At 69.4% G+C, this 16,038-nt stretch carries 15 protein-coding genes, 1 tRNA gene and 1 pseudogene; 5 read left to right on the forward strand and 12 right to left on the reverse strand.

From position 1 onward, the window contains the following. Nucleotides 1–76 precede the first annotated feature (76 nt). From ACIGFK_RS07640 to ACIGFK_RS07655, 4 genes are all read right to left on the reverse strand, one after another. The gene (locus ACIGFK_RS07640) at nucleotides 77–1,246 is read right to left on the reverse strand and encodes a tyrosine-type recombinase/integrase (protein ID WP_400050921.1); all 1,170 of its coding nucleotides are present in this window, start codon (nucleotides 1,244–1,246) and stop codon (nucleotides 77–79) included. Continuing rightward, nucleotides 1,246–1,461, reverse strand: a complete 216-nt coding sequence (locus tag ACIGFK_RS07645) for an excisionase family DNA-binding protein (protein ID WP_400050923.1) — start codon at nucleotides 1,459–1,461, stop codon at nucleotides 1,246–1,248. Before ACIGFK_RS07645 ends, ACIGFK_RS07640 begins: the two co-directional genes overlap by 1 nt. After that, complete coding sequence (locus tag ACIGFK_RS07650) at nucleotides 1,461–2,933, reverse strand: replication initiator (RefSeq protein ID WP_400051038.1); 1,473 nt, start codon at nucleotides 2,931–2,933, stop codon at nucleotides 1,461–1,463. The genes ACIGFK_RS07645 and ACIGFK_RS07650 overlap by 1 nt, the downstream gene beginning before the upstream one ends. 253 nt (nucleotides 2,934–3,186) lie before the next feature. After that, nucleotides 3,187–3,597: a hypothetical protein gene (locus ACIGFK_RS07655; protein WP_400050925.1), complete on the reverse strand. Its 411-nt coding sequence runs from the start codon at nucleotides 3,595–3,597 to the stop codon at nucleotides 3,187–3,189. 166 nt (nucleotides 3,598–3,763) lie between these two features. Between ACIGFK_RS07655 and ACIGFK_RS07660 the strand changes: the two genes are divergently transcribed. After that, nucleotides 3,764–4,120: a GntR family transcriptional regulator gene (locus ACIGFK_RS07660; protein ID WP_400050927.1), complete on the forward strand. Its 357-nt coding sequence runs from the start codon at nucleotides 3,764–3,766 to the stop codon at nucleotides 4,118–4,120. A 129-nt stretch (nucleotides 4,121–4,249) separates the two neighbouring features. Here ACIGFK_RS07660 and ACIGFK_RS07665 read toward each other — a convergent pair whose 3' ends face one another. Then, on the reverse strand, nucleotides 4,250–5,467 hold the full coding sequence (locus tag ACIGFK_RS07665) for a multiprotein-bridging factor 1 family protein (RefSeq protein ID WP_400050929.1): 1,218 nt from the start codon (nucleotides 5,465–5,467) through the stop codon (nucleotides 4,250–4,252). Between the two features lie 587 nt (nucleotides 5,468–6,054). On the opposite strand from ACIGFK_RS07665, the gene ACIGFK_RS07670 reads away from it, so the two are divergent. Further along, on the forward strand, nucleotides 6,055–6,525 hold the full coding sequence (locus tag ACIGFK_RS07670; protein WP_400050931.1) for a hypothetical protein: 471 nt from the start codon (nucleotides 6,055–6,057) through the stop codon (nucleotides 6,523–6,525). A 120-nt stretch (nucleotides 6,526–6,645) separates the two neighbouring features. Here ACIGFK_RS07670 and ACIGFK_RS07675 read toward each other — a convergent pair. The 6 genes from ACIGFK_RS07675 to ACIGFK_RS07700 form a co-directional block, all read right to left on the reverse strand. After that, nucleotides 6,646–6,730 (reverse strand) — tRNA-Ser (locus ACIGFK_RS07675). A 99-nt stretch (nucleotides 6,731–6,829) separates the two neighbouring features. Next, nucleotides 6,830–7,816: a peptidase gene (locus ACIGFK_RS07680; protein WP_400050932.1), complete on the reverse strand. Its 987-nt coding sequence runs from the start codon at nucleotides 7,814–7,816 to the stop codon at nucleotides 6,830–6,832. Between the two features lie 183 nt (nucleotides 7,817–7,999). Continuing rightward, on the reverse strand, nucleotides 8,000–9,046 hold the full coding sequence (locus ACIGFK_RS07685; RefSeq protein ID WP_400050934.1) for a YeiH family protein: 1,047 nt from the start codon (nucleotides 9,044–9,046) through the stop codon (nucleotides 8,000–8,002). After that, nucleotides 9,046–9,594: a cysteine dioxygenase gene (locus ACIGFK_RS07690; RefSeq protein ID WP_376658439.1), complete on the reverse strand. Its 549-nt coding sequence runs from the start codon at nucleotides 9,592–9,594 to the stop codon at nucleotides 9,046–9,048. The genes ACIGFK_RS07685 and ACIGFK_RS07690 overlap by 1 nt, the downstream gene beginning before the upstream one ends. A gap of 90 nt (nucleotides 9,595–9,684) precedes the next feature. After that, nucleotides 9,685–10,590 (reverse strand): LysR family transcriptional regulator, encoded by a 906-nt coding sequence (locus ACIGFK_RS07695; protein WP_376658438.1) that lies wholly within the window; start codon nucleotides 10,588–10,590, stop codon nucleotides 9,685–9,687. 91 nt (nucleotides 10,591–10,681) lie between these two features. Further along, nucleotides 10,682–12,259 (reverse strand): S1C family serine protease, encoded by a 1,578-nt coding sequence (locus ACIGFK_RS07700; protein ID WP_386467330.1) that lies wholly within the window; start codon nucleotides 12,257–12,259, stop codon nucleotides 10,682–10,684. A gap of 236 nt (nucleotides 12,260–12,495) precedes the next feature. On the opposite strand from ACIGFK_RS07700, the gene ACIGFK_RS07705 reads away from it, so the two are divergent. The 3 genes and pseudogenes from ACIGFK_RS07705 (at nucleotide 12,496) to ACIGFK_RS07715 (ending at nucleotide 15,204) form a co-directional block, all read left to right on the forward strand. After that, the gene (locus ACIGFK_RS07705; protein WP_376658436.1) at nucleotides 12,496–13,293 is read left to right on the forward strand and encodes a glycerophosphodiester phosphodiesterase; all 798 of its coding nucleotides are present in this window, start codon (nucleotides 12,496–12,498) and stop codon (nucleotides 13,291–13,293) included. An 85-nt stretch (nucleotides 13,294–13,378) separates the two neighbouring features. Further along, a pseudogene (locus ACIGFK_RS07710) lies at nucleotides 13,379–13,980 on the forward strand (ATP-binding protein). A gap of 249 nt (nucleotides 13,981–14,229) precedes the next feature. After that, a complete protein-coding gene (locus ACIGFK_RS07715) occupies nucleotides 14,230–15,204 on the forward strand; it encodes a DUF5926 family protein (RefSeq protein WP_376658435.1) in 975 nt (324 codons plus the stop codon). Nucleotides 15,205–15,396: 192 nt separating this feature from the next. Here the strand turns inward: ACIGFK_RS07715 and ACIGFK_RS07720 are convergent, their stop codons facing one another. Then, nucleotides 15,397–15,990, reverse strand: coding sequence for a hypothetical protein (locus ACIGFK_RS07720; protein WP_376658434.1), 594 nt, complete (start codon nucleotides 15,988–15,990; stop codon nucleotides 15,397–15,399). Nucleotides 15,991–16,038: the final 48 nt, after the last annotated feature.

The following is a 16,038-nucleotide window of genomic DNA, read 5'->3' on the forward strand; positions in this document are numbered from 1 at the left end:
GTGACTCGCGCCACGACGGTTTTCAAGACCTCTTACTCGACCCAGGTAGGTTCGACTCAAGGCCAGGTCAGGGGCTCTATGAGGCGCCTTCGTCGGGGTCGGCGGGGGCTGCGTGCCCGTCCCGTGCCCCAGGGTCGTCGTCGTGCCCGTTGAGCCAACCGTCCGAGGCATCGGCCACCTGAGCATCACGCCCGTCGACTGGCCGGGCGTAGTGCCGAGTGGTAACGCTGGCATTCGAGTGGCCGAGGCGCCGTGCCGCGGTCATGACGCCGAACCTGTCCGCCACCCAAGTTCCGTGCGAGGCCCTTAGGTCATGCGGGGTGACGTCGGTCAGGCCGGCAGCCTTCACGGCCGGGTCGAAGCACGCCTTGCGCCACTGGTTGTAGCGCAGCGGGCCACCCTTGGAGTTGGCGAACAGAAGCACATCGTCGCCAGAGCCCAGCCCGGCAAGGTGCACACCGAGCCGCTTGGCCAGCGAAGGCGCGATCCGCAAGACCCGCTTCTGATGGGACTTGGGGGTATCGAAGACGAGCTTGCCGTTCGCCTCAGCGAGGTTCTCGTCCACGAGGATCAGACGGCCGGGCAGGTCGATGTCCATGCGCCGAAGCGCGAAAGCCTCCCCGATGCGCAGGCCGCCGAAGGCGAGCAGCGCGATCAGCAGGTCATGCGGCTTGTCGGCATGGCGGACGACGCTGGACGCCTCTGCTTGGGTCAGGATGTGCGGCTCGGTCTCCGGCATTCGCGGCAGCCGGACACCACGGCACGGGGTCTGGGCGATCAGGCCGTTGTCCACAGCAGCCCTCATGAGCTGTGACAGCACCCGGTACGCCTGGCGGATCCGTGACGCGCTCAGCCCCTTGGTCTTCATCGAGCCGACCCATTCAGTCACCGTGATCGGCCGCAGGCTGGACAGTTCCCGGTCGCCCAAGGCGGGATTGATCTGCGAGGTGATGAGAGACCTGTACGAGGCCTGAGTCTTGTGCTTGAGCTGCGGAGACACCGCCGCCAGCCAGCGGGCGCCCCAATCCCGGACCGTGGTCTTGCCTTCGGCCGGGTCCAACCACTGGCCGTCTTCAATCTCGATCCGCTTCCGGGACAGCCAGAGGTCAGCGTCCGCCACAGTGGCGAAGGTCCGATCCGCCGGCCGAAGGACTCCATCGGGCCCCGGGTACCGAACCTGATAGCGCCCCGAGGGCAACTTGCGGACCCGACCGAACCCACGTCGTTGCTTGCGCTTCCCGGGCATCAGGCCACGCTCCTCAGTCGAGAGCGGACAGCCGGGACGGCGGCAACGGTGTGCTCCTGGACGAAGGCCCGGACCGCGCCCTCAGGGATGCGAACGTGTCGGCCGACCTTGACGAAGGTGATGCGTCGCTCCTCGATCAGGCGCCGCGGGAACCGCACGGTCGTCCCGAGCAACTCGGCGACCTGGCTCACGGTGAGCAGTCTGTCCACGGCCATCACTCCCCCTCGGCATTCGTCTCGTCCAGCTCCGCGAGGGCTTCGCGGGCGGTTTCACGGTTGGCCTTGATGTCATTGGCGATGGTCGCGGCGAGCCAAGACTCCCCCGGCGTGTGGCCTTGTCCGGCGAAGATCCAGTGAGCGAGGACGAGCGTGGAGCCCTCCGAGGTGTCGTCGGGGTCGGGCAGGCCGCGTTCGCGGCGTTCCTGGGCGGCGCGGTAGTCGGCGCGGGTCTGGCGAAGGGCGCCGAGGGTAGTGGAGTAGGCCCGGGACTTGGTGGAGAAGTGGCCGCGGAAGCCGAGCATGTGGGACCAGCGCGCGAGTCCGCGTTCCGGGTGGAGGGGCTGGAGTGTGAAGCAGGCCTGCATCAGGCGACGGACGTGATCCGATACAGGCAGCGCGGCGAGGTCCACCCCCAGGCCGGATCCCTTGCAGTCCATGCAGCGGCTCAGCGGGGAGCCCGGACGGGGGTAGCGGTCGAACAGTCCCGAGCCCCCGCACGTACGGCAGTGAACGGCCCTGTCCGTTGCTCCGGCGTTCTCGGCCGCCTTGGTCGCGTACTTGGCGACGTAGGACGCCACGGCTTGCTCTGTGAGCTCTTCGTGCCCGAGGCCACCGATGGACTGCACGTCGACCTGCCTGCCCCAGACGAGAGCGCGGGCGGGAAGCCCTCCAGCGGCGGGGACCTTGACAGCGACTCTCCCAGCAGCGGCCCGGATCGCATCGTCGAGCAGGGCGACCGACGCCCACGAGGGTGGCGGGGTGTCCGGTCCACCAGGTCCATCGAGGCGGACGACTGCATGGAAGTGCACGGCACCGCGCTTTTGGAACTCGGCGACCTTCCCGAACGAGACCCGGCAGGTCTCCTTCAGCTCGACCTGAGTGATCCCAGCGTGGGCAGCAATCTCGCGGCGGAGGTAGATCGTGAAGCGCTGCCACAGCTGTCCGGCGTAGTTGTTCCACAGGACCGCGCCCGCGTAGTCGTACCGGTCAGGATCCAGGGCCGTGCCGATCAGGCTGTCTGTCTCGGCGTGGGTGGTGCCGCAGCGGCAGCGACCGGAGGCAGGCCGGTTGTGGACCGCACCGAACGAGGGAGCGGTGAGGGTGGCAAACACCCTGGGGTGCTCCCGGACCGTCACGGGCACGTTCTTGGTCTCATCGCCCGTGATTCCTGCCCGGATCAGGTGGTAGGTGTCCCCGGCGTACGTCCAGGCGCAGGAGGGACAGCGGGAGGCCCGCCGGTTGCCGCACGCGATCCGTAACCGCCCGCCAGGTTCAGCTGCGGTCGAGTACGAGTACAGGACATCCCCGGTGCTCCGGTCACGGGTAACTGTGGAGCCGGTGAGGTGGATCGGGTCCGAGCAGCCGCCAGTACGGCGGATCTGGTCTCGCCAGCGGTCGAAATCGGGGTCGGAGGCGACGCGCAGGAGATCGGCCAGGGTAAGGGGGTCGGTGCCCACGGCCGCCGCCATGTCAGCGACAGCAGCCGTGGCCAGGGGAAAGAGGGTCACCAAAGCCGCCGCCTCTTGGGAGTACTGGCCGAAGCCGAGGAGGGTCCGGACGTGTTGTCCGTAGGACGCCCAGGTGAGCCTTTGCGCCCCATACGAGGCACATCCTGACCCTTGCCCGCGCAGTAGCGCTGATGGCTACTGGCGACCTTGCGCGCCTCATCAACGTCTGAGTCGAGCGGCTCGCGTGAGGAGCCGAATCCACGTCCCCAGCCCATTACGCCGCCACCTCCAATGAGGCCGGGCGGAGAGACTCGGCCGACTGTCCTTGACGCCACAACGCCTGGTCACTCACGGGCACATGACCCGTCACGAGAGCGGCGAGCCGACCTGCACGATCGCGGCGGGATTCGTCTGCGAACCCCGCGACGCTTCGCTCCTCCGGCGTGATGCCGTTCAACCAGTTGAGACGGTGAACACGGTGCATTGCCGCGAGATAGGCGAGGTTCTCCAGACCGAGGCGAGTGGCACCCTGGGTGATCCAGTCGCAGTGCTTCTCCTGGTCGCCCTTCCGGTACCGGTACGAGGTCGGCATGTCCGAGGCATAGAGAGCCACGGCACGCTCCATGTTCGACAGGTCATGGACCTGGACGTGGCTGGACTGCACAGCCTGGAGCAATGTGGGCATGATGGAGCTCCCTTCACGGGGCGGGAGCGGCGGACTGCTTGGCGGTAGGGCGCCGCTCCCGACTGAGCTTCTCTAACTTCTCTTGTGTTACCTAGATTAGTGGGGATGGCGAAGAGCACAAGCCCTTGGGGCAGACTTCTTTAGATCACTTAGATAACCTGGGTTTGTGACCGTGAGCCCAGATGATCCCCGTAGCGCCTACGCGCAGGTTGCCGACGACCTCCGGAAGCAGATCGCGAGCGGCATGCTGACGGCCGGCCAGCGGCTGGACGGGAACGCCAAGCTGGCCGAGCGGTATGGCGTTGCAGCCATGACCGTTCGGCACGCGTTGGACATCCTTCGCGATGAAGGCTTGATTGTGAGTCAGCAGGGACGTGGCACCTTCGTCGCCAGCGACCCGCCGAGCGTCGAGGTGGAGCAGGCCGCGACTGTGGCCAGCGAGCTGGCCGAGATCAAGGCCGCCCTGGATCTGATCAACTCGCGGCTCGATCGCCTCGAAGGGCACGTTGCCGATCTGCCGTGACCGCAGCGGACAGCCGATCCACCCGCTGTGCAGCCTCGGATAACTTCTTCCGGATCTCGTGCAGCTCCACGAGTAATCGCGCTTTGTCTGCCACTCTCACGACCACGGCCCCCTCTCCGTCCGGGCTGATCAGCTGAGCTTCATGTGTCCGGCCAGCCGCCGGATCTCCTCCGTGCGCGCATTCCTACTGGTGGACCGCAGGTCGTCCACCAAGTTGCGGGCTACGGGTCGGTTGCGTACGTGCTGAGGTGCCACCGCGTCAGCCCGGAGGATGGACCCTGCCGCAGCCTCGGCCTTGCCGTTCATCATCTGGCCGGCGGCCGTGCAGACCCAGAAGTGGGACTTCCGCTCGCCAGACGCGATGTTCATGACGTCGACCAGCTCTGACCTGGAGAGCACATCGCGCGGGTGCCCGAGTTCAAGGCTGACTTCCACACTGTGGATCTCTGTGTTGACCGCGTTGAACTGGGTCTGGAAGACGTTCCCATCAGCAGGTAGATCGGCCGCTATCCGGCGTGCTTCCGTGAGGTGGGATTCCGCCTCGGTGCGGTCCCACAGTCGGGACCAGGCAACAGCGGCCCGGAGGTGCATCGCGCCCCAGAGAGACCGGACGCTCGCATCAGCGCTGGCGAGATCAGGCTCAAGGTCATCGAGCGCCCTCAGCGCCATGTCCCGCGCCGCGGCCACCTCTCCCTCATACAGCCAGACTCCACAGAGATCCCATCGGGCGGCCGCTCGAAGCGTCGGGGACTCGGCCCTCTCAGCGGCGACCAGCTCCCGCTGAACTGCACTCCAGCCAAGGTCATGGTGACCCAGCAGGTTCGAGGAGACTCGGGCCATGTGGCTTGCACGGAGCATCAGCGCCTCTGCCCGGCCGAGGTCATCGCCGTCCGCGATGTCGCAGGCCACGATCAGGTCACGCAGGATCTGGGGGAGGACGTCGCCCAGAGCCGTGAATTTGGCGTCTTGGCGAAGCCGCTCAGCAGCTGCCACCCGCACGGAGACGTCGTCGAGCGAAGGCGGCTCGATAGACCCGAGCAGAAGTGCACCGCCCGGCATCGTGGCTTGCTGGAGAGCGAGCCGAAGACCGGGAATCGCGGCGTGGCCCGAGTCGAGTTCGGAAGAGTCGTGGCGGTAGGGCTGACCTGTCAGCTCGATGACTTCGATGCCGAGGGCTTCAGCCAGCTGGCCGACGACGCTCATACGGTCGAGCGGCAGCCGACCATTCTCCACCTTCGACACCCAGCTGACCGAGCGATCTACAGCAGCAGCTAGCTGCGCCTGATCCCAGCCAAGTCGGCGGCGTGCCCGTGCCACCCTTTGCCCCGTGCTCAGATCCGCCCCCATGATGGGCTCCCTTCGACACTACGAAGGTACCCGCGCCGCTCAGAGGCACTGTCAGGAAAAGTGCCAGTCGGCTCACGAACTGCCCTGGGCCCTGGGGCTGTTACAGGTTTCTCTACCTCATCAAGGGCGCTTCCGCCGCCAAGGCGGCGTCGCGCGCCCGTCGCCCCGGGCCTGCGCTCCTGTCTCCGCCCCGCTCCAGCCCGGACCGCCGACCGCGCGCCAGTATGTGGCTAAGGGCTTGATGGGGGTGTCCCCGGCCTAATCGGTCGGCTACCGGCCAAGACTGATGCCTCCGGCGGGGGCGCTCCGACTCCGGGATAGAGGGGGCGCCGTACGCGGGTGCCGGTGCGTTGTGGCGAGTGTGGGGAAGGCTCCCATCCCGCCTGCCGTCGACCCAGGCAAGCCGAGCAGACACGGGTCCTGGCGTCCAGGTCGTTCGTACAGTGGCGCGCTCCACCTGGACGCCAGGACCCGCGCCCGCTCCACATACGTGTGGGTCGACGGCAGACGGGATGGGAGCCAGGGCGAGCTGTGGCTAGGCCAGTCGGTACGGTGCAGCTCTCAGAGCGAGCAATGGCGGGAGCCGGATGGACAGGAACGCACCACCCCACGATTTCCAGGTCGGCGACGTTCTACGAGTCAGCTGCCCGCCGGCCGAAGCCCGAGTCACCGAGGTGTCGCGCTTCTACGCCGCGGTTGAGTGGCCATGGGACGAGATCGATCCGCAGTCGCAGTTCAGGTGGAACGGTCAGAGGGCGTTTGCGGTGTCCGCCGACTCCCCGGAATGGACCACAAGTCTGTTCAAAACCGACCCCGAACCATGGAACCTGCGCGTTGGTGACAGCTGCCTCGTAGGCATACCTGAGACGCTGGTGCGGATCACCGATATCGGCCGCTACGACCCTCCACGGGATGTGGGCTGGCTTCCCCGCCCTCACACGCTGCTCGGCGTAGTGCCAGCCGACTACCCCGACGAGGCTCTTTCCGAGGATGACGTAGACACGATCTACCTTGATTCGGCGGCGCCGGTGACGATCGAGCTGGTGTCTCGGAGCTGACCTGAGCGTGCCCTTCATGTGCCCGATCACGCGGGATCTCACGGGGAACCACGGAGCAGATCATTCAAGAAGACGCGAACGGCCCCTGACCGAAATCGCTGGTCAGGGGCCATTCATCTGCGGTGGGTGTGGGATTTGAACCCACGGTGACTCGCGCCACGACGGTTTTCAAGACCGTTCCCTTAGGCCGCTCGGGCAACCCACCCACGCCCCTGCCGGCCTGCGGCGGAGCGGGCACCAGAGTACCGGCTGTCCGGGGTACCGGGGGCTGCGTTATCGGCAGGGGACCGGCCCGTACAGGCGGTCAGGCCGTCTGGGCCTTGTCGTAGGCCGCCTTGGCCTCGTTGCCGAAGTACGGGCCGTACATGCGGTTCGGCAGGAAGTTGTAGCCGAAGCTGTTGACCGAGACCTGGGTTCCCAGGCCGGTGGCCTCGTTGAAGTCCTGGAACCAGGGGCCGCCGCTGGAGCCGCCGGTCATGTTGCACGACAGGCTGTGGTCCTTGGTCAGCAGGAAGTCCTTGCCGCTGTTGCCGCTGCAGTAGACGAGCTTCGTGCCGTCGTACGGGGCCGCCGCGGGGAAGCCGAACGAGTACATCTTCTTGTTGTAGCCGCCGTTGAAGAGGATCCCCTGGGCGCCGACGACCTGGCTGAGGGTCTGGCCGTTCTGCGGGGCGACCACCGCCAGGCCGACGTCCATGTTCATGTCCTCGCTCGCGGCCCACTGGTCGGTGGCGAAGGTCTTGGTGGCCGACCACTGGCCGTAGGGCGCGTTGCCGTTGTTGTACGCGGGGACGAAGACCCAGTTGGTGTGCCAGGCCCCCTGGTACTTCACGCAGTGGCCGGCCGTGATGACCGTGCTGCCGTTGGCGCTGGTGATCGAGTCACCGGAGCAGGAGGCGGTCCGGTCCCCCATGGTGAAGAAGACCCGGCCCGAGGTCTTCACGACCGCGCCGCCACCCGTCCACGCGCCGCCCGCCTGCGGGAAGGCCGTGGGGGAGGCGGACGCCGCGGTCGGCGCGATGCTCGTGGGGGAGGCGGACGCCGCGGTCGGCGCGATGCTCGTGGGCGCGGCCGTGGTGGCGACGGGAGTGCGGGCCCTGCCGGGGGCCGCCGTGACGTCGAGCGGAGTGGCGGAGCGCATCCGCTCGGCGGTCCAGAAGCCCGCGGTGTGCTGTTGCCGGAAGGACGCTGGGCTGTCCGCCGCGACCGAGGGGGTCGCGGCCGTCAGGACGCCCGCGACCAGGGCACCCGTCGAGAGCAGGACGGACAAGGCGGTTCGATGACGATTCACGCATGACTCCTTCTGCCGTGCCCGAGAGCGGGGTGGCCGCCGGGGCAGGGTGGGGGTGAAGAGCGGTCGGTGCGGATCGGTTGTTCGAGTTGCCGGGAGGAGAGTGGCACGGGCGGGTCGCAATGTCAGCGGGCAGCCGGAACGTTCGGTCGGTTCCGGCCACGAAATGGCCAACTCCCCCTGCTACATGGTGAGCAGCACGCCCCCGTACGAGACCCCGGCGACCACCACCCACGCCCCGAGCCCCAGCACCGCGGCCCGGCCGCCGGTCCGGGCCAGCGTCGGCAGGTGCACCGCGCTCCCCAGGCCGAACAGAGCCGCCGCGAGCAGGGCCTCCTGCGCCGTGTGCGCCCAGTCCAGCGCCGCGCCGGGCAGCACGCCCGTCGCGCGCAGTGCGGCCGCAGCCAGGAACCCGGCCACGAACAGCGGCACCGGGGCCGGACGGCGCCCCGAGGACGTACGCACACGGCGCCGCCGTGCCCGTACGGAGAAGGCCACGGCCGCCACCAGCGGCGCGAGCAGCGCCACCCGCATCAGCTTGACCAGCACCGCCTCGCCGAGCGCGCCCGGACCCGCCGTCTGCGCGGTGGCCACCACCTGGCCGACGTCGTGGACACTCGCGCCGACCCACCTCCCGAAGGCGGGGTCGGAGAGCCCCAACGGCCCCTGGAGCAGCGGGAGGACGGCAATGGCGAGGGTGCCGCACAGGGTGACCAGGGCCACCGAGGCGGCCACGTCCTCCTCGTCGCTGCCCGACACCTCGCTCACCGCACCGATCGCCGAGGCACCGCAGATCGAATAGCCCGTTGCGATCAACAGGGGCTGGTCGCCGGGGAGTCCGAGGCGTCGGCCCAGCCAGAGCGTGCCGAAGAAGGTGGCCGCCACCACCCCGGCCACCATCGCGACCGTCCCCCACCCCAGCCTCAGCACCTGGTCCAGCCCCAAGCCGAGCCCGAGCAGGACGATGCCGATGCGCATGAGCCGACGACCGGCCAGGGAGAGGCCCGGGCGGGCGGTCCCGCGTGCGAACGTCCGCAGGCCGGGGAAATGGGCCACCGCGATGCCCAGCACCACGGACGCCGTCAGCATCGGCACGGCGGGGATGACCCGGTGCACGCACCATGCCGCCAGCGCTCCGCCCGCAGCCAACGCCAACCCGGGCCAGGAGGTGGATGTTTCACGTGAAACATGGCCGACCGCCACACGCTGGGGGCGGTGAAGGAGGGCCATCAGTCGACCGGAAGCTTGTAGACGCGGCGAATGCTGGTACCCAGCCGGGACACGTCGGCTCCGTACACGTGCAGGGATATCGCCTTCGTGGCACAGGAGTTGCGCACCTTGTGGATGTCTCCGGGCGGGGCGAACCCGCAGACCTCGCCCTGTGCGTTGACCACGTCCTCGGTGGCCACCAGCCGTGCCGGACCGGCACCCGGCGCCAGCCGGAAGCGGCGCTCGCTCTCCTCGCCCTGGTGCACCCCGGCCACGCACCACGACACGTGGTCGTGGATACAGGTCTCCTGGCCGGGCAGCCACACCAGCGCCACCACCGAGAAGCTGCCGTCGGACTCCGCATGCAGGATGTGCTGCCGGTACCGCTCCGGATCGCCCTCGCACTGCGCGGGCGTCAGGAGGTCGGGGGCGCCCAGGTGCGGGGCGACCCGCTCACCGACCAGGTAGGCGGTCAGGTCCGGGGCCAGCCCCCGCTCCACGACCGTGCGGATCTCACTGACGAGGGCGGCCATCCTCGTGGTGGTGCGGGCCGGCGTGGTGGTGGTCATGCTGGCAGCGTCCCGCTGCCAATCCATCACGTCCAACGACAGTTGTGACCCGAAATCCCAAGCACTGCTTATGGGTTGAGGGTGGTGAGGTCAGCAGCCGACCCGGTTCGCCGCCACCCGCTTGAGGGCGCCGAGCACCACGGCCGTCGCCGGGATGCGCAGGTGGTCCCGGTACACGTAGGCCGAGATGTGGCGCCGCGCGGCCGGCTCCAGTGCCCGCCCGCAGACCTTGCTGAGCGAGAGCGAGGGCAGGACCAGTGCGGGCATCATCGCCACGCCCAGTCCCTGCGCGACCAGGCTCTGCACCACCAGGTTGTCGTCGGTGGCGAAGCGGACGTCGGGTACGAAACCCAGCTCGGCGCACTCGTGCAGCAGGTTGGCGCGGCAGCGCGGGCAGCCTGCGATCCACCGCTCCTCGGCCAGATCGGCCAGGTGGACGGCCCTGCGCCGGGCCAGCGGATGCCCGGTCGGGAGCAGGACGGTCAGCTGGTCCTCCAGCAGCCTGACCTCGGTCACCTCCTCCGGGATCTCCTCGTGGAGCCCGGGATAGGTGAAGGCCAGCGTGATGTCGCACTCCCCGCGCTCCAGGCGGCGCAGCGACTCGGGCGGCTCCCCCTCCAGCAGCTCGACCTGTACACCGGGGTGGTCCTTCGCCAGCGCGCTCAGGGCTTCGGGGACCAGGGTGGCGTTGGCGCTGGGGAAGCCGCAGAGCCTTACCCGGCCGGTGCGCAGACGCGCGTACGCCTTCAGCTGGCCCTCGGCGGCCGAGAGGCTGCCGAGGATCGTCTCGGCGTGCCGGGACAGGGACTCCCCGGCCTCGGTGAGCTGCATCTTCCGGCCCACGCGGGTGAACAGCGGGGTTCCGACGGCGCGTTCCAGCGCCTTCATCTGCTGGGTGATGGCGGGCTGGGTGTACCCCAGGACGCGGGCGGCCGCCGAGTAGGAACCGGAGGCGACCACCTCGTGGAACGTCCGTATGTGCCGGGAATCGAACACCTGTGAAGCATAAGCGGACGTTGGGAGGGGCCGTAGGCGAATCCCGCCTACGGCCCCCTCTCCCTCGGATCAGGCCCGTGGGCCCTGGGTCCTACTTGTCGCCGACCCGGGAGCCGAGCGTGATGTCCACCGTGGTCGGCTTGCCGCTGCGCAGGTAGGTGAGCTTCACCGTGTCGCCGGGCTTGTACGTCCAGATCATGCTGATCAGGGTCGGGCCGCTGTCGACCGGCTTGCCGCCGAACTCGGTGATGACGTCGCCGGGCTTGAGGCCCGCCTTGCCGGCCGGGCCGTTCGGGTCGACCAGCTCGTTGGCAGCCGCGCCCTGCTCGGAGATCTTGGCGCCCTCGGCCTTGGACTGGAGGTCCACGGAGACCGAGATCACCGGGTAGACCGGCTTGCCCGTCTTGATGAGGGACTCGGCGACGTTCTTCGCCTGGTTGATCGGGATGGCGAAGCCGAGGCCGATGGAACCGGCCTGGCCGCCGCCGAAGCCGCCGTTGCCGGCCGACTGGATGGCGGAGTTGATGCCGATGACGGCGCCGCGCCCGTCGAGCAGCGGGCCGCCGGAGTTGCCCGGGTTGATCGAGGCGTCCGTCTGGAGCGCGCTCATGTAGGAGTTCTTGCCGCCGGAGCCGTCTCCCGAGGCGACCGGGCGGTTCTTGGCGCTGACGATGCCGGTGGTGACCGTGTTCGACAGGCCGAAGGGGGCGCCGATCGCGATGGTGGGGTCGCCGACCGCGACGTTCTCGGAGTCGCCGAGCGCCAGCGGCTTGAGGCCGGCCGGCGGGTTCTTCAGCTTGATGACGGCGACGTCGTAGCCCTGTGCCCGGCCGACGACCTCGGCCTCGTACTTCTTGCCGTTGGAGAAGGTCGCCGAGAGCTTGCCGCCGTTGGCGGCAGAGGCCACCACGTGGTTGTTCGTGAGGATGTGGCCCTGCTGGTCGTAGATGAAGCCGGTGCCGGTGCCGCCCTCGCCGTCGCCGGCCGAGGCCTCGATGGTGACGACGCTGGGCAGCGCGGCGGCGGCCAGGCCCGCGATGGAACCGGCCTCGCGCTTGACGTCCTTCGGCGTGTTGCCCGCGGAGATCGTGGTCGAGCCGGTGCCGTTGTTGCTGCGGTCGGCGGCCCAGTAGCCGACGCCGCCGCCGATGCCGCCCGCGATGAGGGCCGCCACGAGCACGCCCGCGATCAGGCCGCCCTTGCCCTTCGGCTTGCCCGGAGCGGCACCGCCGGCCACCGGGGGAGCCCCCCAGCCGCCGTGGCCCCCCTGGCCGCCCCCGCCGTACGCGGGCACGGCAGGCGGCGCAGGAGGCCAGACCTCGGCGCCGTGCGCGGCCGGCGCGGGTGCCGCGGGGGCCTGGCCGTAGCCCGGGGCGGGGTACGCCGGAGCCCCGGACGCAGGGGTCGGCGGGAGCTGCTGGGTGTGCTCGGCCCCCGGCGCAGGGGTCGGCGGAAGCTGCTGGGTGTGCTCGGCGGCGGGCGCGGCCGCAGGGGGCGCCGCGGTGGGCTCGACGGCCGGGGCCGGAGCCGCGGGGGGCGCCGGCGGTGCGTCGGCGGGCTGCGGAGCGGCCGCCGTTCCGTCCACCTGCGTCTCGGAGCCCTGAGCAGGGGGTGTGGACGGGGCCGCGGGGTGCTTGGGGGCCGCGGTGCCCTCGTTCTCGGTGCTCACAGCGCTCTCTCCTCGTCACACACGGCTTCAGAAATCTCCGGCACATCTCGTGCAGTCGGTCCGACTGAACGTTCGACTGGCCACACAAGTTCCTGGGCAAAGCCTTTCCCATCACCCGTCAGAGCACTGTAAGCCGGACCTGTGCGTCTCTCCCCATTCTTTATATCCGACATTTCGGATGCATTCGAAGGACTCGTCCCCGACGCCCGGGGTCCCCCCGGTGGCACCATGACCCGGTGACCCACGCAACGCCGCACCCCATCCAGGTCGTCGCCCACCGGGGCGCCTCGGAGGATGCGCCCGAGCACACGCTGACCGCCTACCGAAAGGCCATCGGCGACGGCGCGGACGCCCTCGAATGCGACATCCGGCTGACCGCCGACGGCCATCTGGTCCTGGTGCACGACCGCCGGGTGAACCGCACCTCCAACGGCCGCGGCGCCGTCTCGGCCCTGGAGCTCGCCGACCTCGCCGCCCTCGACTTCGGCTCCTGGAAGGACCGCGAGGAGTCCCCCGACTGGGACGACCCCGAGCGCACCTCGGTCCTCACCCTGGAGCGGCTCCTGGAGCTCGTGTCCGACGCCGGCCGGCCCGTCCAGCTGGCGATCGAGACGAAACACCCGACCCGCTGGGCCGGACAGGTGGAAGAACGGCTCCTCTTCCTCCTCAAGCGCTTCGGCCTGGACAGCCCGCCCGCCGAGGGGCCGCACCCGGTCCGCGTCATGAGCTTCTCGGCCCGCTCCCTGCACCGGGTACGGGCGGCGGCCCCGACGATCCCGACCGTGTACCTGATGCAGTTCATCCCGCCCCGCATGCGGGGCGGGCGGCTCCCGGCCGGCGTGCACATCGCCGGGCCGGGGATGCGGATCGTGCGCAACCACCCCGGCTACATCCGCAAGCTCCAGAGCGCGGGCCACTCCGTACACGTATGGACCGTGAACGATCCGGAAGACGTTCAGCTCTGCGCTGATCTCGGCGTGGAAGCAATCATCACGAACAGACCCCGTCAGGTTCTGTCCCAACTGGGCCGCTGACGTCCCCATTTGCCCACTGGCCACGCCCACCCCGTCCATAACAGGGTGTGCACCGGCGCATCCGCTCCGCATTCGGCCGGTACGAATGCGTCAGAGGGCCCCGCTCCGGCGGTTTCCGGTCCAGGCCATTGGGGCATCCAGACCATGCGTGGGGCTAAGGAGGTTCCGGGGGTGGCGTTGGTGGTGGCACAGGAAGTGCCCACGTCGTCGTACATGGATGTACGCCATGGTCCTGCGGGCGTGGGCGAGGCGAGACACCGGATGCGCGAGCAATTGCGGATCAGCGGAGTGTCCGAATCGGTCGTGGACGATGCCGTACTGATCCTTTCCGAACTGCTCAGCAACGCTTGCCGACACGGTCGGCCGCTGGGCTCACGGGAAGTCGGGGACGGGGAGATACGCGCCGCATGGCGCTTCGACACAGCGGGGCGACTGACGGTCGAGGTCACGGACGGGGGCGGGCCCACGCGTCCCGTTCCGGCCACGCCCTCGGTCACCGCGCGCGGCGGCCGGGGGCTGAACATCATCAGCGCCCTGGCCCAGGACTGGGGTGTCCGGGACGGAGCGGCGGGTGAGGTCACCGTGTGGGTGATCGTCGCCTGTGGGCCCCGGCACGAGGATTTCGCTACGCGCGTTGCGGCCCCGGCGATCGACTTCGGTACCGCCTTCGACGATCTCGATCTCTGAAGGCGACACACGGAACGACAACGGCAACAACGGACCGACATCCGACACGACACGACATCGGACCGACAGAACAGAAGAACAACAGAACACCGCTCGACGACAACTGGACCACGCGGGAAGAGACAAGCGGCCGTCCGGGAGCGCACGCCGACCGTGCTCCCGGCCGCACCCCACCGGTTCCGGCGGTACGAACGGCTAGGCTCGCGCCCAGACACGACGCCGTACCGCCGCAACCGGGAGACACCCACGATGGCCAAGAAGCGCCCCGCAGCCAAGACTGCAAAGCCGCAGATCACCAATGGCGAAATCCCCGTGGTGGGCGCCCGCGAGCCCTGTCCCTGCGGATCCGGGCGCCGCTACAAGGCGTGCCACGGCGCAGCCGCCGCGCACGCCGTCACCGAGCACGTGCGGCGCCCCTTCGAGGGCCTGCCGGGCGAGTGCGACTGGGTCGCGCTGCGCGAGCTCGTGCCCGCGGCCACCGTGCCGCTGACCCTCAAGGGCGGTCTGCCCGAGGGGGTTCCGTCCGTGACGCTGGTGACCGTACTGCCCATGGCGTGGCCGGCACTGCGCCGCGAGGACGGTTCCGTCCTGCTCGGCCTGCAGAACGACTCGTCCAGCGGGGACCTCGGCCGCGATCTGGCCGACACCCTGGAGCGTGCGCTCGTGGCGGACCCGGGGACTCCCGTGGCGGCCCGCCGGGTTCCCGCCGAGGGGCCGCGACTTCAGGATCTCCTGGACGCCGACAGCGGTTTCGAGCCGGTTGTCCACACCGGGTTCGAATTCTGGATTCCGGAATCGGAGAGCGCTCAGAACGCCTCCCCGGAGATCGCCGCCTCCCTGGAGCGCGCCAACGCCGCCGCCATTCCCACCGTCAAGCTGACCGGTGTGGACGCGGCCTACTGGTGCGAGACCCCGGACAAGAACCACCTGCGCTGGGTCATGCCGCACCCCGAGGAGAAGCTGCTCGACGCCCTCGCGCGGCTGCACGCGGCCGGCACCTCCTCGCTCGGCGAGGGCACGAAGCTCGTCGGCTCCTTCCGCGCGCACGGCCTGATGGTCCCCGTCTGGGACCTCCCCACCGGGGTCACCGCGGAGGACGTGGAGAAGCCCGCGGCGGAGTTCGCGGAGCGGCTGGCCGAGGCCCTGGCCACGGACGCACCGCTGACCACGGAGGAGCGCCGGGCACGCGGCGGGCTCACCAACCGCCAGGTGACCCTCAGCTGACCCCTTCCCCCCGTCCGCGCCCCGCGCGGACCCGGTGACAGGGGTCACAACTCCCGCTAATCGTCTGCAAATCGATGTCTGAATATCGGAGATCGAATTTGCGAACAGGCGATCTCTTGTTACCGTTCTTGTAGCCCGGTCGCTGGTGCATCCCCCGTCGCCAGCGACCGGGCCCTTCATTTCCTGCGGTGCTCAACCGTCACCCGGTACCGGTGAGTTGCTCCCGGACCGCAGCAGCAGCTCGCCCCCGTCATCCGGAACGGCAAATTCCGAAACGGCCGAGTAGCTCTCCGGAGCCCCCGCAGAAGCCTCTTTCGGCGTCTCGCACAGCCCCGGTTCGTCCCCCTCACCGACCACGCACCGGATCTGCACGGTGCGTCCGGCGGGACCCATCACCGTCAGCACGGCATCCAGTGCCCGACCGCTCGTGTTGCGGTAGTAACTCCGGCCCCACGTCTGCCCCTCGCCCACCAGCACGCAGGTCTGCGCCTCCACCCCGTGCGGAGAGGACAGTTCGGGACCGCAGCGGGCGTCGGAACGCGGTGCGACGGCAGGGCCGGGATGCTGCCCGGCGGCACCGGGTGCCGCCGGGTGCGGAGCCCCCGTGGAAGACCCGCGAGACCGGGAAGACTCCTTCGAGGAGTCCGAAAGGCCCAGCGTCGAGAACAGGCCGCCGCCTTTTCCGTCGTCCTGACCGGCAGAATCCGGCCCGGCGATCGCTCCCGCGAGCGGGAGGGACAGGATGGCCAGCACACCGGCGCCGATACCGATCAGGCGGAGATTCATTCGCCGAAGATAGCGACGCGGGAATGGGGCCCGGAGATCCCCGCGCCC

This window comes from Streptomyces sp. NPDC085524 (genome assembly GCF_044541755.1).
Taxonomy (GTDB): Bacteria; Actinomycetota; Actinomycetes; order Streptomycetales; family Streptomycetaceae; genus Streptomyces.

Coding starts and splice junctions, on each gene's coding strand:
- ACIGFK_RS07685 (WP_400050934.1), bottom strand. CDS start 9,046: ATGGCCCTCCTTCACCGCCCCCAGCGTGTGGCGGTCGGCCATGTTTCA.
- ACIGFK_RS07650 (WP_400051038.1), bottom strand. CDS start 2,933: ATGGCGGCGGCCGTGGGCACCGACCCCCTTACCCTGGCCGATCTCCTG.
- ACIGFK_RS07715 (WP_376658435.1), top strand. CDS start 14,230: ATGGCCAAGAAGCGCCCCGCAGCCAAGACTGCAAAGCCGCAGATCACC.
- ACIGFK_RS07665 (WP_400050929.1), bottom strand. CDS start 5,467: ATGGGGGCGGATCTGAGCACGGGGCAAAGGGTGGCACGGGCACGCCGC.
- ACIGFK_RS07645 (WP_400050923.1), bottom strand. CDS start 1,461: ATGGCCGTGGACAGACTGCTCACCGTGAGCCAGGTCGCCGAGTTGCTC.
- ACIGFK_RS07640 (WP_400050921.1), bottom strand. CDS start 1,246: ATGCCCGGGAAGCGCAAGCAACGACGTGGGTTCGGTCGGGTCCGCAAG.
- ACIGFK_RS07655 (WP_400050925.1), bottom strand. CDS start 3,597: ATGCCCACATTGCTCCAGGCTGTGCAGTCCAGCCACGTCCAGGTCCAT.
- ACIGFK_RS07720 (WP_376658434.1), bottom strand. CDS start 15,990: ATGAATCTCCGCCTGATCGGTATCGGCGCCGGTGTGCTGGCCATCCTG.
- ACIGFK_RS07670 (WP_400050931.1), top strand. CDS start 6,055: ATGGACAGGAACGCACCACCCCACGATTTCCAGGTCGGCGACGTTCTA.
- ACIGFK_RS07690 (WP_376658439.1), bottom strand. CDS start 9,594: ATGACCACCACCACGCCGGCCCGCACCACCACGAGGATGGCCGCCCTC.